The 23702-nt window shown below is 34.8% G+C and carries 23 protein-coding genes; 14 read left to right on the top strand and 9 right to left on the bottom strand.

What is annotated here, in order from left to right:
* The first annotated feature begins 139 nt into the window (after positions 1 to 139).
* The 8 genes from MY04_RS08720 (at position 140) to MY04_RS08685 (ending at position 6173) form a co-directional block, all read left to right on the top strand.
* Positions 140 to 1486: a Na(+)-translocating NADH-quinone reductase subunit A gene (locus MY04_RS08720; RefSeq protein WP_336234601.1), complete on the top strand. Its 1347-nt coding sequence runs from the start codon at positions 140 to 142 to the stop codon at positions 1484 to 1486.
* A 40-nt stretch (positions 1487 to 1526) separates the two neighbouring features.
* Positions 1527 to 2795 (top strand): NADH:ubiquinone reductase (Na(+)-transporting) subunit B, encoded by a 1269-nt coding sequence (locus tag MY04_RS08715; protein ID WP_066208702.1) that lies wholly within the window; start codon positions 1527 to 1529, stop codon positions 2793 to 2795.
* Complete coding sequence (gene nqrC / locus MY04_RS08710; RefSeq protein WP_066208700.1) at positions 2782 to 3531, top strand: NADH:ubiquinone reductase (Na(+)-transporting) subunit C; 750 nt, start codon at positions 2782 to 2784, stop codon at positions 3529 to 3531. The genes MY04_RS08715 and nqrC overlap by 14 nt, the downstream gene beginning before the upstream one ends.
* Positions 3532 to 3566: 35 nt before the next feature.
* Positions 3567 to 4214 carry an NADH:ubiquinone reductase (Na(+)-transporting) subunit D gene (locus MY04_RS08705; RefSeq protein WP_066208699.1) on the top strand — a complete coding sequence of 216 codons (648 nt, stop codon included), beginning with the start codon at positions 3567 to 3569 and terminating at the stop codon, positions 4212 to 4214.
* Between the two features lie 34 nt (positions 4215 to 4248).
* On the top strand, positions 4249 to 4860 hold the full coding sequence (nqrE, locus tag MY04_RS08700; protein ID WP_066208697.1) for an NADH:ubiquinone reductase (Na(+)-transporting) subunit E: 612 nt from the start codon (positions 4249 to 4251) through the stop codon (positions 4858 to 4860).
* An 82-nt stretch (positions 4861 to 4942) separates the two neighbouring features.
* A complete protein-coding gene (gene moaD, locus MY04_RS08695; RefSeq protein ID WP_066208695.1) occupies positions 4943 to 5182 on the top strand; it encodes a molybdopterin converting factor subunit 1 in 240 nt (79 codons plus the stop codon).
* A 7-nt stretch (positions 5183 to 5189) separates the two neighbouring features.
* Positions 5190 to 5603 carry a molybdenum cofactor biosynthesis protein MoaE gene (locus MY04_RS08690; RefSeq protein WP_066213149.1) on the top strand — a complete coding sequence of 138 codons (414 nt, stop codon included), beginning with the start codon at positions 5190 to 5192 and terminating at the stop codon, positions 5601 to 5603.
* Between the two features lie 39 nt (positions 5604 to 5642).
* On the top strand, positions 5643 to 6173 hold the full coding sequence (locus tag MY04_RS08685) for a DUF4269 domain-containing protein (protein WP_066208693.1): 531 nt from the start codon (positions 5643 to 5645) through the stop codon (positions 6171 to 6173).
* Between the two features lie 84 nt (positions 6174 to 6257).
* Here the strand turns inward: MY04_RS08685 and MY04_RS08680 are convergent, their stop codons facing one another.
* The 4 genes from MY04_RS08680 to MY04_RS08665 form a co-directional block, all read right to left on the bottom strand.
* Positions 6258 to 7715 carry a rubredoxin gene (locus MY04_RS08680; RefSeq protein WP_066208692.1) on the bottom strand — a complete coding sequence of 486 codons (1458 nt, stop codon included), beginning with the start codon at positions 7713 to 7715 and terminating at the stop codon, positions 6258 to 6260.
* A 15-nt stretch (positions 7716 to 7730) separates the two neighbouring features.
* Complete coding sequence (locus tag MY04_RS08675; protein WP_066213146.1) at positions 7731 to 11237, bottom strand: nitrate reductase; 3507 nt, start codon at positions 11235 to 11237, stop codon at positions 7731 to 7733.
* Positions 11238 to 11541: 304 nt separating this feature from the next.
* On the bottom strand, positions 11542 to 12228 hold the full coding sequence (locus MY04_RS08670; RefSeq protein WP_066208690.1) for a response regulator transcription factor: 687 nt from the start codon (positions 12226 to 12228) through the stop codon (positions 11542 to 11544).
* A 119-nt stretch (positions 12229 to 12347) separates the two neighbouring features.
* Positions 12348 to 14138 carry a sensor histidine kinase gene (locus MY04_RS08665; protein ID WP_066208688.1) on the bottom strand — a complete coding sequence of 597 codons (1791 nt, stop codon included), beginning with the start codon at positions 14136 to 14138 and terminating at the stop codon, positions 12348 to 12350.
* 142 nt (positions 14139 to 14280) lie between these two features.
* On the opposite strand from MY04_RS08665, the gene MY04_RS08660 reads away from it, so the two are divergent.
* Positions 14281 to 14847, top strand: coding sequence for a YMGG-like glycine zipper-containing protein (locus tag MY04_RS08660; RefSeq protein ID WP_236941105.1), 567 nt, complete (start codon positions 14281 to 14283; stop codon positions 14845 to 14847).
* Between the two features lie 80 nt (positions 14848 to 14927).
* Here MY04_RS08660 and MY04_RS08655 read toward each other — a convergent pair whose 3' ends face one another.
* From MY04_RS08655 to nirB, 5 genes are all read right to left on the bottom strand, one after another.
* Positions 14928 to 15269, bottom strand: a complete 342-nt coding sequence (locus tag MY04_RS08655; RefSeq protein ID WP_066208687.1) for a hypothetical protein — start codon at positions 15267 to 15269, stop codon at positions 14928 to 14930.
* Entirely contained in the window at positions 15266 to 15817 is a 552-nt protein-coding gene (locus tag MY04_RS08650) for an RNA polymerase sigma factor (protein ID WP_066208685.1), read from the bottom strand. The genes MY04_RS08655 and MY04_RS08650 overlap by 4 nt, the downstream gene beginning before the upstream one ends.
* Positions 15818 to 15820: 3 nt before the next feature.
* Entirely contained in the window at positions 15821 to 16183 is a 363-nt protein-coding gene (locus MY04_RS08645; RefSeq protein WP_066208683.1) for a DUF6249 domain-containing protein, read from the bottom strand.
* Between the two features lie 264 nt (positions 16184 to 16447).
* Positions 16448 to 16816: a nitrite reductase small subunit NirD gene (gene nirD, locus MY04_RS08640; protein WP_205960507.1), complete on the bottom strand. Its 369-nt coding sequence runs from the start codon at positions 16814 to 16816 to the stop codon at positions 16448 to 16450.
* Between the two features lie 48 nt (positions 16817 to 16864).
* Positions 16865 to 19351, bottom strand: coding sequence for a nitrite reductase large subunit NirB (nirB, locus tag MY04_RS08635; RefSeq protein ID WP_066208679.1), 2487 nt, complete (start codon positions 19349 to 19351; stop codon positions 16865 to 16867).
* 297 nt (positions 19352 to 19648) lie between these two features.
* Here nirB and cobA point away from each other — a divergent pair, with 297 nt between their 5' ends.
* From cobA to MY04_RS08610, 5 genes are all read left to right on the top strand, one after another.
* A complete protein-coding gene (gene cobA / locus MY04_RS08630) occupies positions 19649 to 20404 on the top strand; it encodes a uroporphyrinogen-III C-methyltransferase (protein ID WP_066208677.1) in 756 nt (251 codons plus the stop codon).
* 129 nt (positions 20405 to 20533) lie between these two features.
* A complete protein-coding gene (locus MY04_RS08625) occupies positions 20534 to 20935 on the top strand; it encodes a DUF4345 domain-containing protein (RefSeq protein ID WP_066208675.1) in 402 nt (133 codons plus the stop codon).
* Positions 20936 to 21240: 305 nt separating this feature from the next.
* The gene (locus MY04_RS08620) at positions 21241 to 22011 is read left to right on the top strand and encodes a hypothetical protein (RefSeq protein ID WP_066208671.1); all 771 of its coding nucleotides are present in this window, start codon (positions 21241 to 21243) and stop codon (positions 22009 to 22011) included.
* Between the two features lie 127 nt (positions 22012 to 22138).
* Positions 22139 to 22675, top strand: coding sequence for a hypothetical protein (locus tag MY04_RS08615; RefSeq protein WP_066208669.1), 537 nt, complete (start codon positions 22139 to 22141; stop codon positions 22673 to 22675).
* Positions 22676 to 22698: 23 nt separating this feature from the next.
* Positions 22699 to 23694, top strand: coding sequence for a hypothetical protein (locus MY04_RS08610; RefSeq protein ID WP_066208667.1), 996 nt, complete (start codon positions 22699 to 22701; stop codon positions 23692 to 23694).
* The last annotated feature ends 8 nt before the right edge of the window (positions 23695 to 23702 follow it).

The raw sequence follows: 23702 nt of genomic DNA, 5'->3' as shown, positions 1-23702 counted from the left end.
CAAATACCTAAATATTTGAATTTACTTACTAAATCCGATGCCCATAAAGTTTCAACAATAATATGAATTTAGTAAGTTTGTCGTTGAAAAAAATAGGAGCGTTTACTCTGTCACTCGATAATATCCGATGTCTAATAACGTGAAATTAAAACAAGGGTTCGATATCAAACTTGTTGGTAAGGCTACAGAAAGCATTGCCAAGGATGTCGAAGCACCCAAAAGGTACGCCTTAAAACCAGAAGATTTTCCGGGCATGATTCGTCCGAAGTCTGTGGTTAAAGTGGGCGCTAAAGTTAAGGCAGGTGACCCGATCTTAATCGACGGGAAACAAGAAGAAATAAAATATACTTCACCTGTAAGCGGCGAAATCGTTGAAATCCAACGAGGTGAGCGTCGTAAATTACTTGCTATCGTTGTAGAAGCTGATAGCAACATTGAATACAAAGAATTCCCAGTAAAACCAGTAGATCAAGTATCAGTAGAAGATGCAAAAGCAGTGATGTTGGAAAGTGGTGTTTGGCCACTATTAGTCCGTCGTCCATATGCGATTGTTGCTGATCCTTCAGATCAACCAAGAGCAATCTTTGTTTCATCATTTGATAGCCATCCTTTGGCTCCAAATTATGAATTCACTCTTCAAGGACAAGAAGCTTACATCCAAGCGGGTGTAGATGTTCTTAAGAAATTTGCTCCAAAAGTGTATGTTGGTTTAAACGGAACTGCTCCATCAAAATTATTTGATAATGTAGCAGGTGTTGAAAAGAATAAATTCAACGGACCTCACCCAGCAGGTAACGTTGGTGTTCAAATTCACCACACTTCTCCAATTGCAAACGCAAATGATGTAGTTTGGACAATCTCTCCACAAGGTTTAGCACAAATCGGTAAACTTTTCAAGGAAGGTAAATACGATGCTAAACAAGTTATTGCTGTAGCAGGTCCAAAAGTTGACAAGCCAGAATATGTTGAAACATATGTTGGTGCTTCTGTAGATACAATTGCGGCAGCAAAAATTAAAGGAGATGATGTTCGTGTAGTTTCTGGTAACATCCTTACTGGTTCAGCAATCAGCAAAGATGGTTTCGTAGGCTTTTATTCGAACATGGTAACTGCATTGGCAGAAGGTAAGAAATCTAGATTCTTCCTAACTGACGGGTGGTTAGCACCAATTACAAGCCGTTTGTCTTTCCATAAAGCATTTGGTTTGTTGGGTTCTACTTCTAAAGAATATGCATTAGATACAAACACAAACGGTCAAGACAGACCATTTGCTGTTACTGGTGCTTTCGAAAAAGTAGTTCCAATGGATATTTATCCAATGTATTTATTAAAGTCCATCTTAGCATATGACTATGAGAACATGGAAGCTTTAGGTATTTATGAAGTTGCTGAAGAGGATTTCGCTCTTTGTGAGTTTATAGATGTATCTAAGCACGATATCCAGAAAATTGTTCGTCAAGGTCTTGATACAATGCGTTTGGACTAATTTGGTGCAAAATTATTAAGTAGAAAATAGCTTAAGTTCAATGAAATTTTTACACGATCTCTTAGAAAAACAAAAGCCTCTTTTCGAGAAAGGCGGTAAGCTAGAAAAGCTTTACTATGTTTTTGAAGCAGGAGAGACCTTTATGTTTACTCCTCCGGAAGTAACTAAAGCAAAAGGTGTACAGGTTCGTGACGCGGTCGATTTGAAGCGTGTGATGATGACTGTAGTGATTGCCTTAATCCCTGCGATTCTTTTTGGTATCTGGAACGTTGGTTACCAACACTTCTTAGCTACCAATGATGCTGAAGTTGCCTCTTTCGGTGCTCAGTTAATCTATGGTTTAAAATTGGCTTTGCCATTAATTATAGTTTCTTATGCAGCAGGTGGTGCTATCGAAGCAGCCTTCGCAGTATTTAGAAATCACCCTATTACAGAGGGTTTCTTGGTAACAGGTATCCTGATACCATTGGTTGTTCCTGCTTCTTTACCACTTTGGCAAATTGCTTTAGCTTCTGCATTCGCAGTATTAATCGCTAAAGAAGTTTTCGGTGGCGTAGGTATGAACATCTTGAACGTTGCTTTAACAGCACGTGCATTCTTATATTTTGCTTACCCTGCACAAATTTCAGGTGACAAAGTATGGATCGAAATCGGTGAAACTGCAGCGGGTCAAGCTATGGCTACTGTAGATGGTTTTACTGGTGCAACATTCCTTGGTTTAGCTGTTGAGGCTCAGAAAGTAGGTCAGCCTGTAGCTGATTTCGTAGCACAACATGCTCATTGGGTACAATCTCCTGCAGAATTAGCGATGACTTCTTTCATTGGTCTAATCCCAGGTTCAATTGGTGAAACTTCTGCCTTAATGTGTTTGATCGGTGCAATCGTATTGATCTGGACTAAAGTTGCTGATTACAGAATTATCCTTTCAGGAGTTCTTGGAGCTTTAGGTATGGGTGTTTTATTAAACGTATTTGCTGGAGACATGCAAGCAGTTAAAGACGGTGTAGAAGGAGCAAAATATTTTGCTTACCTTGATATGCCATCTTACTATCACTTAATTGTTGGTGGTTTTGCATTTGGTATTGTATTCATGGCAACTGACCCTGTATCGGCTTCACAAACCAACACTGGTAAGTGGATTTATGGTGCGTTTATCGGAATCATGACGGTTATTATCCGTGTGTTGAACCCAGCGTATCCAGAAGGTATCATGTTAGCTATTCTTCTTATGAACGTAATGGCTCCATTGATCGATAACTATGTAGTAAATGCGAACAAAAAACGAAGATTAAAACGTGCAACAGTCTAACGGTTATGTCATCGGTTTTGCAGTCGTTATGACGATCGTCCTTGGCGGTATCTTAGCGTTCACTGCAGTGTCTCTAAATGAGACACAGAAAATACAGATTGCTCTTGACACCAAAAAGCAAATTATGCTTTCTGTGATGCCAGAAATGAGTGAATCACCAAAAACAGAAATTGCAGCAGTTTACGACAAAAGAATCAAAGTTGTAAATGTTGACGGATCTGCAATTGACGCTACTACTTTAGAGAAACTAAACATCTCTAAAGAGTGGAAAAAGTTGAAAAAACTAAACAAAGGAGAATCAAAAGAACAACCAGTTTTACCAATCTATGAGTTCCTTGCTGAAGATGGTAAAACAGTTGAAGCTTACATTCTTCCTATGTATGGATATGGACTTTGGAATGACATCTGGGGTTACTTCGCTTTAAATGCAGATAAGAAATCTGTAAAAGGTGTAGTTTTCTCTCATAAAGGTGAAACTCCAGGTTTAGGTGCTAGAATTAGCGATACGGAGGTACAAAACCGTTACATCGGTAAAACTATCACTAATGGTAGCGAATTGACTCCAATTCACATGGTGAAAGGTGAAGGACATACAGGTCTTTCTAATTCTGAAGTGGATGGTCTTTCAGGAGCTACTTTAACAGCGAATGGCTTAAACGACATGGTAAAAATGTACCTTGAAGCTTACCAACCATTCATTAATAAAGGTGCTTCTGCGGTTTCTATGGCCCAGTAGTTTTCTATTTGTAAATTTTAAAAGCAAAAAAAGAAATGAGCACAGAAACTGTAGCAGCAAAAAAATCAGAGGCTTTATTCTCGAAGAGAAGAAAGAAAATTATTACAGATCCTCTGGATGACGATAACCCTGTAACGGTACAGGTATTAGGTATTTGTTCTGCATTGGCGGTAACTTCTAAGTTGGAACCAACTTTAGTAATGTCAATTGCGGTAACATTCGTAATTATCTTCTCAAACTTGATCGTATCATTGTTACGTAATGCAATTCCACAACGTATTCGTATCATCGTTCAGTTGGGTATTGTAGCATCTTTAGTAATTATCGTAGACCAAGTTTTAAAAGCTTATCTATATGATGTATCTAAAGTTGTAGGTGTATATGTTGGTCTAATCATTACCAACTGTATTGTAATGGGTCGTTTGGAAGCGTTTGCTATGGCAAACAAAGCATATGATTCAGTTCTTGATGGTCTTGGTTCATCTTTCGGTTATGCATGGGTAATCTTAGTGGTTGCTTTCTTCCGTGAGTTATTAGGATCAGGTACATTGTTTGATATCCGTGTTCTTCCAGAAGCATATGTAAACAACGGTTTAATGACCTCTCCAGTAGGAGCCTTCATTATTATCGGTTTGATCATTTGGGTTCAGCGTTGGAGAAACGGTTACGTAGAAGAAGCTTAAGAACAATTTTCATTAAAAAACATTCGACACAAAAATGGATTTATTAAATCTTGCAATCAAGTCGATCTTTATCGACAACATGGTGTTCGCATATTTCTTGGGAATGTGTTCTTACTTGGCCGTTTCTAAGAAAGTTGATACTGCCCTAGGTTTAGGTGCAGCCGTAACATTCGTATTGACAATTACAGTTCCTTTGAACTGGTTGGTATATAACTATATTTTGAAAGAAGGTGCTTTGGTATGGGTATCAGATGCTTATGCTAACGTTAGCCTTGACTTCTTAACTTACATCTTATTTATCGCTGTAGTAGCATCGACTGTACAGTTGGTAGAGATGATCATCGAGAAGTTCTCTCCTTCATTATATGGATCATTAGGTATTTTCTTACCACTAATCGCAGTAAACTGTTCTATCTTAGGTGCCGCATTCTTTATGGTGCCAAGAGAGTACACTATTATTGAAGCTGGTGTATATGGCTTCTCTTCTGGTTTAGGTTGGTTAATCGCGATTATCGCTCTTGCTGCGATTCGTGAGAAAATGAAATACTCTAACGTACCAGCACCTTTAAAAGGTTTAGGTATTACTTTCATCATCACTGGTTTGATGGGATTGGCATTCATGTCATTCATGGGTATTGCTCTATAATCTTTTATAAGATAATATTCAAAAGGCTTTCACTTCGGTGGAAGCCTTTTTTGTATTTAATACTTTATGATTAATTTTAAGTATGAAAATTTTACTTTTTGGAATTGCTAAAGATATCATTGGTGATTCTCAATTGGAATGGGAATTAACAGTTGAACAAAAGACTTCTGAGGATTTACTAGAAGCTTTAAAACAACGTTATCCAGCACTTACTAAATTGAGGTCTATCGCACTTGCTGTAAATGGTGAACATGCGAATGGTACAGAATTAATTCAACAAACAGACGAAATTGCTTTAATCCCACCTATGTCTGGTGGATGATAATATTATGATTGCTTTAAAATCTACAAATGATATCAATGTCTCCGAAATTACTGATAGTGTGAAATCAGATAGTTGTGGGGCAATTGATGTGTTTATTGGGACCGTAAGAAACAACTTCAAAGGGAAAGATGTAGCCAAATTATTCTTTGAGGCTTATGAACCCATGGCCATATCAGAATTGACTAAAATTGCGAATCAGGTAAAGGAGAAATATCATGCAGATAAGGTAAGTATTGTACATGCTTTAGGAGATTGTTTGGTAGGGGAGATAGCTGTTGTAATTGCTGTGTCTACACCTCATCGAAAAGCAAGTTTTGATGGTTGTCAATATGCTATTGATACACTAAAAGAAACAGTGCCTATTTGGAAAAAAGAGTTTTTTGAAGATGGATCTCATTGGGTGTTTTCTCATCCTTAGAATTAGATGTTCACTTTCTTATTTTTAACTACTTGTTCAATGATTCATGATTTTATAAATATTGATTATCTAAAAAATGGTAATCAAATACAACGAAAATCTTATAAGATTATACAAAAGATTGAGTTATTTTCAATACTTAAGGATCATAAACCTATCTTGACAGGTACCATACCTATAGATATAAATATCGAAGAGAGTGATTTAGATGTTATTTGTGAAGTAAATGACTTTGATAGCTTTCGTCAAAAAGTAGAGAAGCATTTCTCTGAATATGATGGATTCTCTTATTCAGGTATGATGAATCGTAATGACAAAGAATGTGTTACATTTAATTTCTTTGTTGATGGAATGGAGATCGAACTCTATGGTGAAAATAAGCCTGCGGATCAACAAAATGCTTACCGACATATGCTTATAGAGTATCATTTTCTAAATAAGTTAGGTGATGATTTTAAGAAGAAAATAATCGCTCTTAAAAAAGCAGGATTAAAAACAGAACCTGCTTTTGCAAAAATATTAAACTTAGAAGGTGATCCTTATGAAGCTTTACTTAATGTTCAATTATAAGGGGATAACATCAAGAAATATCTTAAACTAAAAAGACTCAACGAAATAGAATCGTTGAGTCTTTTGTCATAATAATAGATATGATTAATTATTTTGAGGCATTTCAATCTCTTGGAAAGCTTCCTTCTCTGCATCACATAATGGACAAGTGAAAGAACTTGGCAAGAATTCAAACTTAGTATTGGCAGGAATTCCCTCTTCCGGCATACCCAAACTTTCATCATAAATACTTAAACAGTTATTACACTGATAAACTTTTACTGTTTGTTGAGGTAAATTTGATTTTGGTTCATCCACATCATAGTTGCTATTATCTAATTGTTCATAGTATAAATGACTCAATTCGATAAGAATAGGAGGAATAGCTTCCTTAGGTACTTTCTTTACAAAAGTGATATACTTAGGTTCGTTACAGTTGAAATCCTTAGCATACAGAATATTGAATAAGTTTCCATTACTTGATGGAACACTTTCAATAACTACACTTGTAAATAAAATTACAGGCTTAGTTTTGATCGTAAATGTTAACCCATAAGTACTGATATCTTGTTTATCAAGTGCTCTTACTAAGTAATTTTTTAAATCTAAAGCTTCTTGATCCAAAACAGGTAAATGCCAATTTAACTCCAAAGAAGAGTGTCGAACATTAATACCAAATTTACCCAATAACTTCTCCCAATTAATGATGTGCTTGGAATCAATACCCTTAACAATAAATGATTTCCAAGGAGTGATCGTGATTTTACCAATATTGGTTTTTAGACACAGTTCACATAATTGTTTAAGGAAAGGCAGGTCGAAACAGTTATTTCTCCAATACAACCCTAACCAATATTTCCCACTGATCATACGGTTTAATCCTTCATAATAAGGGAAAGGTCCTGTGGGTAATTTTAGTGAAGCAGTCTTAGCAAGTGTGTTGATATCTAAACTAGAAACAATCGTTTTCCAAACTTTAGAACAATCAATGGTTTTACCAGGAATATATAACCCCTCAAAAGCACGTGCAACTTTAGCGATATCGTAATTGTATATCAAATTAGGACATTCCCAAAGTACTTCAGCTTGCTCTTCTTCTCGAATAAATAAATACCAATATCCTTCTTTTTCTGAAGCAACAAAATTCAATTGTCCCGTGAATAGAGGAACCATTGTTTGTGCAGGATCAGTAATATTAATCTTTAATTTCGGTTGGAAATCAAAGGTATCTAAGATATAATGATAAGTGTGTGCCGCTAACCAAGATGTACTTGGAATAACATCCAAAGCTACATAAGAGGTCACGATATTTTGATAAGATTCCCCATCACAGTCATAGCCTGTTTTAATGGAATCGAAAGTTTCTCTTAGTTTTTGTCTACTAATTCTTGGTGGAGCAAACAAGATATCTTGTCTTGAACCAAAATGTAGAAATTCTACATCCAATTCCTCTGCCACCTGAATAATTTTCAGAAGATCGCCGGGCGATGAAATCCCTCCTTTAATAAAAACTCTTACTAAATCTTCTTTTTCTATTGTCTCTGTAGATAGTTGGTCGATCATAATTGAAAGTTTATATTACAAAGTAAGGATTTTTTCTTCATGGTTCTTTAAAATCTGCTGTAATTCTGTTTTACAGCTGCCACATCCAAGACCTGCTCCTGTTGACTCACATAGTGAATTTAAAGAAGTACATCCTGCATTGATGGCTTTATCGATGTTTCCTGAACCCACATTTCCACATGAGCAAATTACTTCACCCATCAACGGTTCAGCATCACCCTTACCTCTTAAAAGTTCAGATCTTCTAGAACCTAATTCAGTTTTTAATTCAATTAGTTTCTTATAATCAGCAAATTCAGCTTTATCACCTAATAAAATAGTACCTACTAATTTATCGTCTTTGATGATACATTTCTTATAGAAAGCTTGTGCTTTATCTAGTAAGATGACTTCCTCGTAAGATCTATCTTTTCTCGGATAGTCTATCACCCCTAAAGAACAAAGTGATAAATCAGAGAACTTAAGTATGTTCATTGGTAATGTACCACAGTATCTACTTAATAAATCACCAGAAATAAAACGAGCACAAGAGTCAGCTTGTTCTTCAGCACCAGCCGTTGTACCGTTCATTTGTCCTTCGAATTCTGCAATTTCACCCATAGCAAAAATATCAGCATCCGAAGTTTGAAGGTATTCATTCACCAACAATCCTCTTGATGTTTTTAAACCAGATTCTTTTCCTAATTCAACATTAGGACGAGTACCGATAGCATAAACAATGGCTTGGCTCTCTAATGTTCTACCACCTTTAAGCTTTGCTTTATATGATTTATCGCCAATCTTTTCGATAGATTGCACTTGATCGTTCAGAAGCACTTCAATACCTTTGTCTTCTACATGATGAAGCAACAATTCTGAAGCAGTTGGATCTAACTGACGGTCCATTAAACGGCCCGCTAATTGAACAATGGTGACGTCGATATCAATTTCTCTTAGGGATGCTGCTAATTCTAGTCCAAGAAGACCACCACCAACTATTACAACAGAACCCTGGCCACCAAGATATTGCTTCAGATTATCAGCATTCTTTTTGTTTCTCATTGTGAATACCCCTTCTAAATGAATAGGCACATCAGCAGGAACAAAAGGACGGCTACCTGTCGCAATGACTAACTTGTCATATTCGTAAACATCACCAAATTGATCGGTAATCGATTTAGATTTACGATCAACACTTTGGATGGATTTACCAATATGAATTTTGATGTCTAAATCATCAAATTCTTTAAGGTTGTCGTACTTTTGAAGGTCTTTCCATAATAAAGTTTCGTTTACATATTCTGGCAGTAAAACTCTGTTATAGAATGGTGTAGATTCATTAGAAAATACCTCGATAGTATCTTCTTTATTGAGTTCTCTGTAAGTATACAAGAATCTATAGGAAGCTGCACCTGCACCAATGATTAGAATTCTCTCTTTCTCTTTTTTGTATTTTACTACTTGAGCAGCAGAGAATTTAAAATCAGGTTCTTTTGATATTGGATCAATATTATTGGTCGTCAGATTATTTGTTCTTGCAAAAATCTGATCGCCAATTTTTCCCCAGTGCATTGGCATGAAGATAACTCCTTTTTTAACATCTGTGGTAACAGTAACGTTTACTCTACATTCACCACGTTCTGTCTGAATAACGGCAGTTTCTCCTTCTTTTAAATCTCTTTCTTTGGCATCATCAGGGTGAATTTCTAAGAAAGGATGACTAATATGTTGATTAAGCTTGTTTACTTTTCCTGTACGAGTCATCGTATGCCACTGATCACGAATACGACCTGTGGTTAACACTAATGGAAGGTCTTCATTTGTTGCATCTGATGCATTTTGAGGACCAGAAGTAAGGATTTGAGCTCTCTTGTTTGGTGTAAAAAACTGGTGATCGGTAAATAATCTTTCTTGACTTTTACCATTCACATAGGGCCACTGAATTGATCTTTCTTTTTTAAGAGTATCATAAGTTACTTCCGAAATATCAATGTTAGTACCTTTAGTTAGAGCGGCATGCTCTTTAAAAATATCTTCAGTCGATTGGTAATCAAAACCGTGATATCCCATTTTTTGAGCAAAACGACAGAAAATCTCTGTATCAGGTAATGCTTCTCCTGGAGAAGGGATGACTCTTTCTAAATGACTAATACGTCTTTCAGAGTTGGTCATTGTTCCTTCTTTTTCTAACCAACCAGCCGCTGGGAGAATAAGATCGGCATGCTCCACCGTATCTGCTTTTCCTGATATATCTTGAACGATAACGAATTTTGCTTTCTTTAAAGCTTCTTCAACCAATTTGGAATTCGGTAAACTTACCATAGGGTTAGTACAAACAATCCAAACGGCTTTCATCTCTCCAGAATGTAAAGCTTCGAACATTTCTGTAGCCGTTTTACCAGGCTTTTCTTGAATGCCATCAACACCCCAAAAATTAGCTACTTTTTGTCTATGTTCAGGATTTTTTAAGTCGTGGTGTGCTGCCAATAAAGAAGCCATACCACCTACTTCACGACCACCCATTGCATTAGGCTGCCCTGTTAGAGAAAAAGGACCTGCACCCGGCTTACCTATCTGACCTGTGATAAGGTTCAAGTTTAATAAAGCCAAGTTTTTATTGGTACCTTGAGCCGATTGGTTCAGACCCATTGCCCACATATTGATAAATCCTTTTGCATTACCAATATATCGAGCAGCTAGTTTGATATGATCAATACTTACACCAGTAATAGAAGAGGCCTCTTTTAAAGTTCTAGACATTACTTCTTTACGGTAAGCATCGAATCCATCTGTATGGTTTTTGATGAAATCCCAATCCAAATCGCCTTCTTCGATAATTGCTCTACCAATAGCTTGATAAAGAACAACATCAGTACCTGGCTTTAATTGTAAGTGTAAATCTGCCAAAGCACAAGTTTGTGTTTTTCTTGGATCAACTACAATTAGTTTAGTATCAGGGTTCGCTTCTTTATGTGCTTCAATACGTCTAAATAAAATAGGGTGGCACCATGCTGGGTTTGCGCCGGCAATTAAAAACGTATCTGCTAATTCAATATCTTCATAAGAGATTGGAACAGTATCCTCACCTAGGGTTTTAACATAACCAACAACGGCTGAACTCATACATAAACGAGAGTTTGTATCAATGTTGTTGGTTTGGAAAAAACCTTTAGTCAGTTTATTGGCTAAATAATATTCTTCTGTTAGACACTGACCCGATACGTACATACCTACTGAATCTGGTCCATATTTTTTTATAATTGATTTGAAAACAGCTGCTGCTCTTGTAAAAGCAGTATCCCAATCTACTCTTTGAAGTTCATGTTGTTTACTCCATCTCATTTGAGGGTAGAGTAATCTATCCGAAGTATCTTGAACTACGTAGTGAAGATTCATTCCTTTTGAACAAAGCTTTCCTTTATTTACTGGGTAATTTTGATCTCCTTCGACAGTTAGTTTACCTTTGGCATCTTTATGAACATCAATACCGCAGCCTACACCACAATAGGAACAAGTAGATTTATAGGTCGTGATTGTTTTCATCTTCTTTTTTTTGCTTAGTGAAAAAGAAGGAGGAAGCATTTTACATGCCTCCCCCTAAAAGCATGTGTTTGTTTTATATTACTTCTAAGTATTTTATCGAGTGGGATGAAACGATAAAAGAGCTTATTAAGTAATGTATAATTCAAAAGTAAGTAAAAATACGTAATAATACGTAATAATGAGGGTGAAAAATTGAATATATTACGTAAATACTTTCAATTCAAGGGGTGAGTCACTACTTGAGAGCAAAAAAAGAGCCCATCTACTAAGTAGATAGGCTTAGGTTTTCCTAGGATAGAAGTGATTATAATTCTAATTCACTTTTTAATGTAGGGTAGTCGTTAAGCTTGGCAATAAGTTCTACCGCACTTTTTACTTCCATTTTCTTCATGATATTAAAACGGTGAGTCTCCACTGTACGCACACTTTTATTTAATATTGAAGCGATATCTTTGCTACTCTTTCCCGCAGCAACATATTTTAAAATTTCTTTTTCACGCTTAGTAAGGTCAATAGAAGCTACTTCTTTTGTCTCAGGCTTAGGTGATGGCGTATTGTTATTTTTGATATTTAGATAACTTTCTACTAATACTTTAGAAATGTCACCACTGAAGTATTTTTTACCTTCATGAACAGTTTTAATAGCTTTTAAAAACTCATCACTATTAGAGTCTTTAAGTAAATAACCACTAGCACCTTTTTCAGCCGCATCTAAAATATATTCAGAATCATCGTGCATAGATAAAATTAGCACTTTGGTGTTCGGACTATACTCTTTTATTTTCGAAGTGGCTTCAATACCGTTCATTACGGGCATTCTAATATCAATAACCAAAACATCAGGGGTAAGCTTCTTGCAAAGTTCAAGTGCCTCCAAACCGTTAGCACCTTCGCCTATCACGTTTATTTCATGGCTATTTTCCAGTAACAGTTTAATACCATTTCTAACTACTACGTGATCGTCTGTTAATACTACTGAAATCTGCGTCATCTATATTTTAATAAGTTGATGTGAGTCTAAAAAAATATCTTTTGTCAATTTCATCATCAGTTATTGTCAACCGATGTGGATCATATTGTTCCTTTAATAATGCAATATATAAAAATTACTTAGTTTTCCTCAATAGGTACTTCTACTGAAATCTTCGTCCCTTTTCCTTTTGCAGATGATACGCTGATTTCACCACCTACAAAACCAGCTCTTTCTTTCATGTTTAACAAGCCATTTCCTCCACCATGTATCTCTAAGTTGTTCATATCAAAGCCTTTACCATTGTCAGATATTTCGATATAAAGGGCTTCGAAATCATGACTTAAAAGAATATCTACTTCTTCCGCTTCAGCATACTTTATAGCATTATTAACAGCTTCTTGTACAATTCTATAGATATTCGTTTCAATATGCTTCTCGAAACGTTGGTTAAAGTCAGAAGTATTACTGTATTTAATTTCAACATCAGATAATCGACTTGTTTCTTGAGCAAAACGTGTTAATACTGCATGAATACCATAATCGCCTAAAGTATTTGGTGACAAATTGAAAGATACACGTCGCACTTCTCTAATAATATTCTTAAGTAAGCCTTTAGACTCTTTCAACTTATTGGTAGATATTTTTACTTGAGCAGGGTTGATAGATTCTAAACTGAATTTTAAAGCGGTTAACAGTTGACCAATACCATCGTGGATATCTTTTGATATACGTCCCCTTTCTTCTTCTTGTCCTTTCAGAATCAATAATGATCTTGATTTCTGAGTTTCGATATGCTTATCAATTTCTTCTTGATTGATTTCTTTTGATCGTTCTTCGGATTCCTTTTGATCAGTAATGTCTCTACCCACAATCAAAATTTCTGTAGGTTTTCCATAAATCTTAGAAATAATGATTTCCAACCACTTAAAATCACCTTCTGCATCTGTTACTTTAATAGTACCGGCCCAAGTCTCACCGTTAATGACTATATCTAAAATCTCTTGAATCATCTCTTTTTTGTAACCTTCAGAAGCTAACCAATAATATAGACTTGAGGTGAAATCATCTGCTTTTGTTTGAATGATATCAAATAGTTTTTCAGAAATGAAAGTAAAATCGCCTTCCATGTTCACCTTCGCCAAAGTAGCATGCAGATTTTCATCGGTTTCTTTAGATTCTGATAAATGCTGATACGCTTGTCCAAGAGAACGGTAAAGTTGGTCTATTTCTTGAATTTTTTCATGATTGATATTTTTTGTCTTCTCTAACTCAGCAATAGTTTTATTAATTCTTGTTGCTGTTGGTCGGAATACGTAGAAAAGCTCGAAGAATAAAATAACTAAAGTGATAATAAATAGTAGAATCGAAGTGTTCTGAACAAGTTTCAGTTTATAGTTGGCATAATCAGAATATATACCCACAAGCTGATCCATATGTACCAAATAATAAGCTTCATTGTCCAATATTTCTTGGACAACTTCTTTAGAAGATTGATCGGAGAAGCCTTTAGCATCATCAATTATTTTCTTTAAGAAAGCATCCGATTTTGCATAAAGAAAATCAGCATCAGATTTAATAATTTCATTATTTATTTTAGTATTGTGCTCACCAAGTTGTTCATGTGATTTCTTCCAAAGTTGAATTGCTTTTTTTAATTCTTTCGTATAAGTATCGGCAGCATGATCATTATGAATGAGAAGAATACATTTTGTTATTTTCTGACTTAACATACGCTGACGTCCCGCCATATTAATAATATCAGCATCTACACTTTGCTTCTGTGAAAACGAATAATTAATAATCTGTGAAAAAGTAAGCAGTAAGATAATTATGGTGATTGCAATAGAATAAAGCGTCCATAGCTTCTTTAAACTGAGTTTTTCTATTCTGTGCGTTAATGTTCGAGTATGTTTGTTTGTCTTTTGCATTCCTAAAAATAGAGTAGAGAGTAATAATTTAAAAGGAAATCAAAAAAAATCATTATTTGATATTTTTGAATCAGAATTTAATATTCTTAGCATTCACAACTTCCGTTATAACTAACAAATCAAACTTAAAAAAAACTTATTCATGAAAAAATTATTATCAACTGCCGCTTTATTTATGTTTTCGTCTTTCTGTCTATTCGGACAAACAAATTATAATATAGACGAATCTCAGTCGAATACTACAACGACAGCTCCGGCTCAAGAAACAAATACACCGACAACCTCTGTAAGTAAAGGTTTAGGTATTTATATATTCCCATCAAATAATCAAGATCAAGCAACAATGGATGCTGATGAAATGGCTTGTTATAAATGGGCAATGGAACAAACAGGATACGATCCAATCAATCCAACTGTAGTTCAGGCTGACAAAGCAGATACTTCCGCAGATGGTTCAGCGGTAAAAGGTGCTGCAGGTGGAGCAGCAGCAGGTGCAGCTATAGGTGCAATTGCAGGCGACGCTGGTAAAGGTGCTGCAATTGGTGCGGTTGCAGGTGGTTTAAGAGGTAGAAGAGCTAAAGCTTATGGCGATGCTGTTGAACAAAAGCAAAACAACGAAGCTGCTGCTGCACAAAATCAAAAAATGAAAGATGACTTTGTTAAAGCTTTTTCAGCTTGTATGGAAGGTAAAGGATACACTGTGAAGTAATTCAACATAACCCTAGATATAACTAGAGTCAGCAATTTGGGTTGCTGACTCTTTTTTATTTAACACTAGTAAGTTATGATTTATAGCTCTTTAATATCAATTTTTCCTTTCTGATAAAGCATCATTTTGACGACCTTCTCTACGATAAATATGAGCAAAGTACATATAATTATAGCGAGTATAATTACTGCTCCCATTTGATTATCCGATAGTAAATTGAAGTGATTGAAAACAAAGAATACACCTAAGAAAAGACCACTGAAGAAGTAGATCAACATCCATTTTAATGAATGCATTTTTTGTTTATTTACAACAGCTTTCTGATGCACCTTTTGCATCAAAATATCTTCAAAATCATCACTTAATTTAGGCGTATGCATTTTATTTAAAACCTTCTTTAGGTCTTTATCATCATTCATCATAAGATGGATTTTTTGTCAATTTTAAATACTGAAAGGAGTTTTCCGTAAAAGTTTTTCCGACCTCTTGATAAAAGCATTTTTATTTTAGAGGCTTTCCAATCAGTTACATCTTCTATTTCCTTAATACTATATTCTTTCAAATGATAGAGGTCGAGTGCCAAAGATTCGTTAGGAGTGAGGGTTTCAAAGACATCTGTAATGATATTTCTTTGTTCTTCTAGATTGATATCGTCCAAAATAGAATTTACCTCTTGTTCTTTTTCTAAAGCAAAATCTAAAGGTTGTTCAGGCAGGCTTTTTCTTGTTTTTTGTAAAGACTCATTGATGATAATCCTGAAAAACCAAGTTTTGAATGAGGACTTTCCTTTGAACTGATCCAACTTTTCAAAAGCTTTTATGAACGATTCCTGTAAAATCTCTTCTGCTTGATATTGATTTTTAACAATCGAAAAAGCCACAGAGAATCCTTCTTCCTTGTACTTACCTACTAAAAATTGAAAAGATTGTGTATCGCCTTCCAGCACCTTTTTTATATAGATGCTATCCATTCGTTACTGATCTTCTTTCTTTTCTTTTTTTCTGCCTATAAGTAATCCAATTGACCCTGATATAAGGCAAATGGCAAACCCTAAAGGCACGCCAATCTGTTTATGAAGATCATTGGCAATAGAAACGAAAATACTTAAAGCTATTCCTATACCAACAAACATGATAAAGAAAGCTAAAGTGATCCAAGGGAAATTCTTTTTGCCCTCAGGTTTTTTATAAATTTCTGAAACATCAACCCCTCTTTCTATTAAAGACATGCGTTCCTGATTTCGAAATTTCATGTAATAGAAATAGGAAAAAGTAACTGCAGCGAAGAAGGCCAGGTAATTGATTGTTTCGAATAATACGCCGAATCCGTATTGCATAATAATCTATATTTTGTTGATTAAACTCTAAATTGACATCAAAAAGGCGCCTTTGTGTGATGTTCTAAAGATTAGATGCAAGTACGTAAAGTTTGGTCACACTTTTTTTCGATTTTCTGATAATAACATTCAAAAAAATCTATCCCTATAAAAATTTGGGCATAAAAAAACCTCCACATTTATGTAAAATTGAAAATGTTGTGGAGGTTCAGTGTAAGAGAAAACACCCCAACAAGGGATGTTTTCAATCAATTTACTTTTCACCTATTTTTTCTCGTAAAGTCCCACGAATACGGTATCGTTTTCTACCTTAACAGGGTAGGTTTGGATAGTGTCTTCGCATCCGTTAAGATTTTCTCCAGTTTCAAGAGAAAAGGTCTTTTTATGATAAGGGCAAGCTACTTTAGGTGTTTCCCCTTCGGTGCCTAGCATACCTCTAGAGAGGATCATCTGCTTTTTGTGGGGACAAAGATTTTGAGTGGCGAACCACTTGTTTAAAGTAGTGAATTTAAAGATGGCGATTTGTTCTCCTTCATAAAGAATATTAGAACCTCCGTCTTCTGGGAAATCGTCTACATGACCGGCATTTACCCAAACATCTACTTCTTCGATTGTTTTATTTTCAAAAATCATAGTATCAATATTTTTTAATGGAAATAACCATTCTGAGATCTTAATTAATTACCAAGCAACAGGGAAACGTTGTCCTCTTTCTCTCTTGAACTTTTGGTTTGGATCGTCTTGATCAGTATTGCTAAAATGAGCAAAACGCTTTCTGATCTTAGGATTGTTAATTGCTTCTTTCCACTCACAGCTGTAGTTAGCAATTAAAATTTCCATATCATCTTCAAGTTGCTGACCAATACCTAAAGAATCTTCTACAATTACTTGTTTTAAGTAATCGATACCGCCTTCGATTTTTTCTTGCCAAGGGGCAGTTCTTTGTAATGGTTCGGCAGTTTTGATATAGAACATTAAGTATCTATCCAAGTATCTAACTACTTCTTCTTTAGAAATATCACCTGCTAAAAGAACCGCATGTTTAGGGTTGGCACCGCCATTTCCACCAACATATAAGTTCCATCCTTTTTCTGTTGCAATAACACCAAAGTCTTTACCTCTAGCTTCAGCACACTCACGAATACAGCCCGATACACCACCTTTTAATTTATGTGGAGAACGAAGACCTTTGTATCTGTTTTCGATTTCAATAGCAAATCCAACAGAGTCGTGAAGACCAAATCTACACCATGTACTACCTACACAACTTTTTACAGTTCTAAGAGATTTACCGTAGGCGTGACCAGATTCAAAACCTGCATTTATTAATCGTTCCCAAATCAAAGGAAGATCATTTAATGTAGCACCGAATAAGTCGATTCTCTGACCACCAGTAATCTTAGTGTATAGATCAAATTCTTTAGCTACCTCACCAATAACGATTAATTTATCTGGAGTGATTTCCCCACCAGGGATACGAGGTACCACTGAATACGATCCACCTTTTTGGATATTAGCAAGGAATCGATCGTTGGTATCTTGAATAGTAGCTTGATTAAGAATTAATTCATTCCAAATAGAAGCTAAAAGAGAAGCCACAGCAGGCTTACAAGTTTCACAACCTGCACCTTTACCATATTTAGCTAATAATTCGTCGTAAGTTTTGATTTCATTTACTTTAATCAAATCAAATAGTTCCTGACGAGTATATTCGAAGTGCTCACAGATTTCCTTACGGATAGTAGCACCCATTTTCTTTAAAGTATCTTCAAGGATATTGTTCACCATTGGTAAACATCCACCACAACCTGTGCCTGCTTTTGTCGCTTTTTTAATACCGTTGATATCAGTAACACCATCGTCTTGAATTGAACAACAGATGTCGCCTTTAGAAACGTTTTCACAAGAACAAACTTGTGCAGTATCAGGAAGTGCGTCCACACCAATTGCAGCACCGCCTTCACCGCTACCTTTAGCGATAAGATCTACTGGATGTGGAGGTAAAGCCATCTCATTGATATACATCTGATGTAACATGTTGTAATCATCAGCATCACCAATTAGAATACCGCCTAATAATTTCTTTCCATCTTCGCTAATGTTCAATCTCTTATATACACCTGCTTGTTGGTCAGCAATTGAGATAGGAGAGTGAGGTACATTATCACAGAATGGATCACCAAAACTTGCTACATCAACACCGATTAATTTCAGTTTAGTTGACATATCAAATCCTTCGAATTTATATTCTTTGTTTTCGTTAGCGATTTGTTCAGCCACTACTTCAGCCATATCATAACCTGGAGCGACCAAACCGTAAATCATATTTTCATAAGATGCACATTCGCCAATGGCAAAAATTTCAGGATCGTTTGTTTGCATTAGAGAGTTGACTACAAAACCACCTCTTTCTGCAACTTCTAGGCCTGCCTCTTTACCTAATTCATCTCTTGGACGAATACCGGCTGAGATAATTAACATCTCAACATCTAAAGAAGTATCATCAGAGAAATCCATTCCAGTCATGCTATCCTCTCCTGCAATTTGAGAAGTAGCTTTACCTAAAAGAATTTCAACGCCTAAATCTTCCATTTTACTTTTTAGTAGTTCACCGCCTACTTCGTCCAATTGTCTTGGCATTAAACGAGGGGCAAATTCGACTACCGAAGTCTTTAGATTCATGTCCAAAGCAGCTTTAGCCGCTTCAAGACCTAAAAGACCACCACCTAAAACAGCTGCAGATGATACTTTTTTACCATAAGCCATCATCATTTCTAAGTCCTCTATTGTTCTATAAACAAATACACCTTTTTTATCTACACCTTTAATAGGAGGGACAAAAGCTGCACTACCCGTAGCTAAAACTAAGTAATCGTAAGAGTACGTAGAATTATTGTGCGTAGTTACTTGTTTATTATCTCTGTCTATATGAGATACTTTTTCAGATGTAACGAGCTCGATACCATTTTCTGAGTACCAATCTCTTGAGGCCATAGAAAGTTTGTCTGCATTAGCGTCCTCAAAATAAGCACTTAAATGTACTCTATCGTATGCTGGACGTGGTTCTTCGCCTATGACAGTGATAGAAGCGGCACTCTTCTTTTCTACAAGTTTCTCGCATAACTTATAGCTTACCATACCGTTTCCTACTATTACTATTTTTGTCATAATTGATGTCTTTTAAGTGAAAGTTTAAGTAAAACTACGTAATAATACTGAAGATGCAAATTTATGTTGAAAAAAAATGCGTAAATGTTCGAATTTTGATTCATTCTAATTAAGTAGTATTGGTGATGCTTACCTTATATATATAAGTATAAATATGGAGATAGAATGATTAATGAGTTTTAATTTCTTATTTATTATATATTATACTTATTGTAGTCTTATTTAAATACGTAAAAATATTTTGATATATAAGTATATATACGTAGTTTTGGATATCACATCAAACAATATTTACTTATGACACCTACTTTTTACTTAATTGGAGCAGGCCCTGGAGATGCCGAATTACTAACATTAAAAGCAGTTAGAGTTTTAAAGGAAAGCAAAGTCGTATTATACGATGCATTGGTTTCTGAAGATGTACTTTCATTTATTCCAGAAGGAGTAGAAAAAGTCTACGTAGGAAAAAGAGCAGGAGCTCACTATTTAAAACAAGAAGAAACAAATCAACTAATTGTTGATATGGCATTGAAGTACGGTTCCGTTACAAGGTTAAAAGGGGGAGATTCTTTTGTATTCGGGAGAGGACAAGAAGAAATCGAATATGCAGAAACATTTGGTATCGAATGTCATGTTGTACCAGGAATATCTTCTTCTCTAGCAGGACCGACATTGGCAGGAATTCCTGTGACTAAAAGAGGTATCAACGAAAGCTTTTGGGTAGTGACGGCTACGACATGTTCTGGTGGGATGTCAAAAGACCTTACCCATGCAGCAAATTCAACTGCTACAGTAGTCATTCTAATGGGTGTAGGTAAACTAGAATTGATTTCTCAACTTTTTAGTATGTATAGGAATGAAGATGAACCTATTGCATTGGTTCAAGATATTTCCTTACCCACTCAAAAAGTAGTGATTGGTTCACTCAAAAATATTGTAGAAAAAGCAAATGAATACGATGTGAGGCCGCCAGCAATTATTGTAATAGGCGAGGTTGTTAAGCTTGGAAAAGAATCTTCTATTATACAAGCTGCAGCTCAACAATTAGCATAACACCTTTTAATGCGAATTATATATATCAATGAGGTTATTTCTTTTTTAGGAATAACCTTTTTTATCATAGATCAATTTATTTAGTTTAATGTTAAACTACTTTTGTGTTGAATCAAATTAAATACGAAAATGAATATTAAAAAGATCTATCTATTATTTTTTGCTACAACATTATCTGTTATTGCTTTTATGTATGGCTTATTTCCTAATTGGTTTATCTCAAATTTCTTAATAGTACCAGAAAATGTATCGACCGATGCTGCCCACATTTTGAGAGCGGTTACAGGATTGTATCTCGCTTTAGTCGGATGGGTGTATTATAGTGCGATTTCTAATCGATTTGTCAATGAAACCATTTTTATAACAGGTCTATTTTGTGCAGGCTTAGGGGTAGGTCGGTTATTCAGTATAATTATTGACGGAATACCTTCTCCATTATTGGTTATTTATGTTTTAATGGAATTTGCAATAGTTCCATTAGTGTATTTTTTATTAAAGGATACTAAGAAAACAGTTTTACAATCAGCATAATAATAACAATAATAATATTATAATTTGAACAAAGATTTATTATAATTCCTTGTTTTATACCACGAACACCATTTTAAATGGTGTTTTTTCTTTTTCAAGGAGAATATATCGAGTTTCTAAGAATAGTGTTAATGTGTTTGATATTCGCATTGTAAGTTCCTAAGTTAGAATAAACTATTGTACATCTATATTGGTGTAATTATTGAAACCTATTGACTGATTATTAAAGCCCTATCATCTGTAGACTATTTAAATTGATAGGCCCTAAAAACTATTTTTATAACCCATAATTTTTATTTTTCATTATGAAAATCAATCAAATTTGGAAGTACCTATTACTTATAGGCCTAACTTTCTCTTTCTTATCATGCGACGAAGAAACTGGTGAAGATGATATTAACCCTGAAGACGTTAGTTATCTTTATTTTACAACGGATGGAGATTTAACTGAAATTAAAATCCAAAATGATAGTTTACCTGGTGGTGAAGCGATTGTACCTCTACCTATGCCATTAAACATTCAAGTTAAATTTGATATTGATGGCAAGATGATGTATATCTCAACTAAGAGTATGCATTATAGTGATGACATGCCTGTTCATCCAGAAGAACATGACTCTACATCTCAAAGATTAGGAATGTCTGATGAAGGTACTTGGTATTTTGAGGAAAGTTCAGTTGCATTAACTTCAGTAGAACAAAATGCAGATTTTTCTTGGTCATTCTATGCTGATGAAAGTGCTGCTTTAACTTACAAGTCTTATTTAGCAGAAACATGTGAAATGGATGAGGAAGGAGAAGATACAATAGGAGAAGCTGTTGATGCTTCTTCATTCTTTAAGTGGGATGAGGAAGAACAAAACTACTATATCTCATTAAGAGAATTGTTCGAAATTATGGAAGGAGAAGATGATTCTCCTGAGCCAGGAGATGATATTGATAATTTACCAGCAGATGGTACAAGAGCATTTATGGACTCAACAGATGTTGGAGAGCCAGATAATTTACCAGAATTATTTGATATAAAATTATGGGCTAAAGACGGCGACTTAAAAGGTTGTGAAGAAAATAAGTAATTAGTTCAGGCAAAGCCTATCATATTTTTTTATGGTAGGCTTTTTTATGTTAAAAAATATTTAAATATTTGTTTAGTCCTAATATCAATGATGTTTTAATATTGGGTAATTAACCTTCAATCTACTCATGAACTATAAAATACTCTCTTCAATAATTGTCACTTTATTATTCTGTCTGGTATTTCAGAATTCTGCTATTGCTCAAGAAGAAAAAGAGTCAGAAGGAAGACATTTTATTTCTGTTACATTCGCTCAAACTTATATTCCAAAAGGGACCAATCAAGATAATTTAAATCATAAAGGCCACTTTGTACCTGGAATTGGTTTTGATTATTTATATAAGATCAAACCTAGATTTGAACTAGGTGTTATGGCAGATATAGAGCTAGGACGTTACATTATACCTCACAAAGAAGACCTGGAAAGGGATCATGCATTAGTATTAGTAGGAGTAGCTACTTATACTTTATTACCAAGTTGGAATGCTTTTGTAGGTGGGGGTATTGAATTAGAAAGACATCATAACCTAGGCGTTTTAAGAATAGGTACTGAATATAATTTTGCTATTGGAAATAATTGGTCAATTCCAGTAGGTATATTTTATGACCTCAAAGAAGGATATGATTCTTGGTCGATTAGTGTTGGCTTAGGTAGATCTTTCTAAAAATTAAGATAATAACTATAACAATGAAGAAACTATTTAAAGTAATTATACTTTTACTCTCTACAACTTCAATTTTTGCTCAATCTTCTGATTCCACTCAAACTAAAAAGAAATACCCCTATGTATTTCCAATTTTAGGTCAACAGGTTCAAGATAGAGGTATCGATTTTCCTTTGCCAGCAGGTATAAGTCTAAACTATGTATTTAACGAAATGTATCTAGACATTACTCAATTTGAAATGAGTATTGCAGGTAAAGATATGACGGATATTTTGAATGAACAGACTTTAGGTTTTAAAAAAACTAGAGCATTTACAAATGGACTTAATTTAAGAGCAGATCTATTTGCTCTACCTTTTATGAATGTCTATGGTTTATTTTCTAGGTCTGTTGGTGGTACTGAAGTGAGTTTACAGCCACAATTCGAAAACGTCACTTTTCCAGAATTTAGTAGTAAGGTAGAATTTGATGCTGTAACCGTTGGTGGTGGTGCAACATTCCATTATGCATATAAAAAATATTTTGTTAGTGTTGATGGAAACTACTCTTCTTCTAAATCAGCTTTATTAGAACAAAGCGTTGGACTGTTTACAACATCGATGAGAATAGGTAGAAGGTTTAGTTTTAAAAATAAAACGAAGCTAGCATTTTATATAGGTGCGATGTATCGTAACTTCACAAATAATGAAGGTAATACTGGTTCAGTGACTATTAACGAAGCGTTACCAAACTTAGATAATCAGATTGAAGAATGGTATAACGGTTTAACAGCCCCTCAACAAAGAATTATTGATAGAGTACAGGCAAGAATTGAAGAAAGATTATCTGATACAGACTATGATAAAATTACTGATTTACCAATTGCCTATTTCATCAAAAAGGATTTAATAAAACAATGGACTTTTCAGTTCGGCTTTAACTATGAACTAAGTAAACATTGGTCTGTTAGAGGTGAATACGGTGTTTCTGATTTTAGTAAGTTCTTACTTACTGGTGTCAATTATAGATTTGGATTCTAATTCACAAT

Source organism: Flammeovirga sp. MY04 (assembly GCF_001682195.2).
Lineage (GTDB): Bacteria > Bacteroidota > Bacteroidia > Cytophagales > Flammeovirgaceae > Flammeovirga > Flammeovirga yaeyamensis.
This window is presented reverse-complemented; position numbering and strand designations above follow the sequence as displayed.

Bases quoted from the DNA above. Each gene is read 5' to 3' on its own strand.
- nirB (WP_066208679.1), bottom strand. From the start codon at position 19,351: ATGACAAAAATAGTAATAGTAGGAAACGGTATGGTAAGCTATAAGTTA.
- moaD (WP_066208695.1), top strand. From the start codon at position 4,943: ATGAAAATTTTACTTTTTGGAATTGCTAAAGATATCATTGGTGATTCT.
- MY04_RS08645 (WP_066208683.1), bottom strand. From the start codon at position 16,183: ATGCAATACGGATTCGGCGTATTATTCGAAACAATCAATTACCTGGCC.
- MY04_RS08615 (WP_066208669.1), top strand. From the start codon at position 22,139: ATGAACTATAAAATACTCTCTTCAATAATTGTCACTTTATTATTCTGT.
- MY04_RS08625 (WP_066208675.1), top strand. From the start codon at position 20,534: ATGAATATTAAAAAGATCTATCTATTATTTTTTGCTACAACATTATCT.
- MY04_RS08670 (WP_066208690.1), bottom strand. From the start codon at position 12,228: ATGACGCAGATTTCAGTAGTATTAACAGACGATCACGTAGTAGTTAGA.
- MY04_RS08655 (WP_066208687.1), bottom strand. From the start codon at position 15,269: ATGATGAATGATGATAAAGACCTAAAGAAGGTTTTAAATAAAATGCAT.
- cobA (WP_066208677.1), top strand. From the start codon at position 19,649: ATGACACCTACTTTTTACTTAATTGGAGCAGGCCCTGGAGATGCCGAA.
- MY04_RS08660 (WP_236941105.1), top strand. From the start codon at position 14,281: ATGAAAAAATTATTATCAACTGCCGCTTTATTTATGTTTTCGTCTTTC.
- MY04_RS08690 (WP_066213149.1), top strand. From the start codon at position 5,190: ATGATTGCTTTAAAATCTACAAATGATATCAATGTCTCCGAAATTACT.
- MY04_RS08680 (WP_066208692.1), bottom strand. From the start codon at position 7,715: ATGATCGACCAACTATCTACAGAGACAATAGAAAAAGAAGATTTAGTA.
- MY04_RS08650 (WP_066208685.1), bottom strand. From the start codon at position 15,817: ATGGATAGCATCTATATAAAAAAGGTGCTGGAAGGCGATACACAATCT.
- MY04_RS08705 (WP_066208699.1), top strand. From the start codon at position 3,567: ATGAGCACAGAAACTGTAGCAGCAAAAAAATCAGAGGCTTTATTCTCG.
- MY04_RS08675 (WP_066213146.1), bottom strand. From the start codon at position 11,237: ATGAAAACAATCACGACCTATAAATCTACTTGTTCCTATTGTGGTGTA.
- MY04_RS08685 (WP_066208693.1), top strand. From the start codon at position 5,643: ATGATTCATGATTTTATAAATATTGATTATCTAAAAAATGGTAATCAA.
- MY04_RS08620 (WP_066208671.1), top strand. From the start codon at position 21,241: ATGAAAATCAATCAAATTTGGAAGTACCTATTACTTATAGGCCTAACT.
- MY04_RS08610 (WP_066208667.1), top strand. From the start codon at position 22,699: ATGAAGAAACTATTTAAAGTAATTATACTTTTACTCTCTACAACTTCA.
- nqrE (WP_066208697.1), top strand. From the start codon at position 4,249: ATGGATTTATTAAATCTTGCAATCAAGTCGATCTTTATCGACAACATG.
- MY04_RS08665 (WP_066208688.1), bottom strand. From the start codon at position 14,138: ATGCAAAAGACAAACAAACATACTCGAACATTAACGCACAGAATAGAA.
- MY04_RS08715 (WP_066208702.1), top strand. From the start codon at position 1,527: ATGAAATTTTTACACGATCTCTTAGAAAAACAAAAGCCTCTTTTCGAG.
- nirD (WP_205960507.1), bottom strand. From the start codon at position 16,816: ATGATTTTTGAAAATAAAACAATCGAAGAAGTAGATGTTTGGGTAAAT.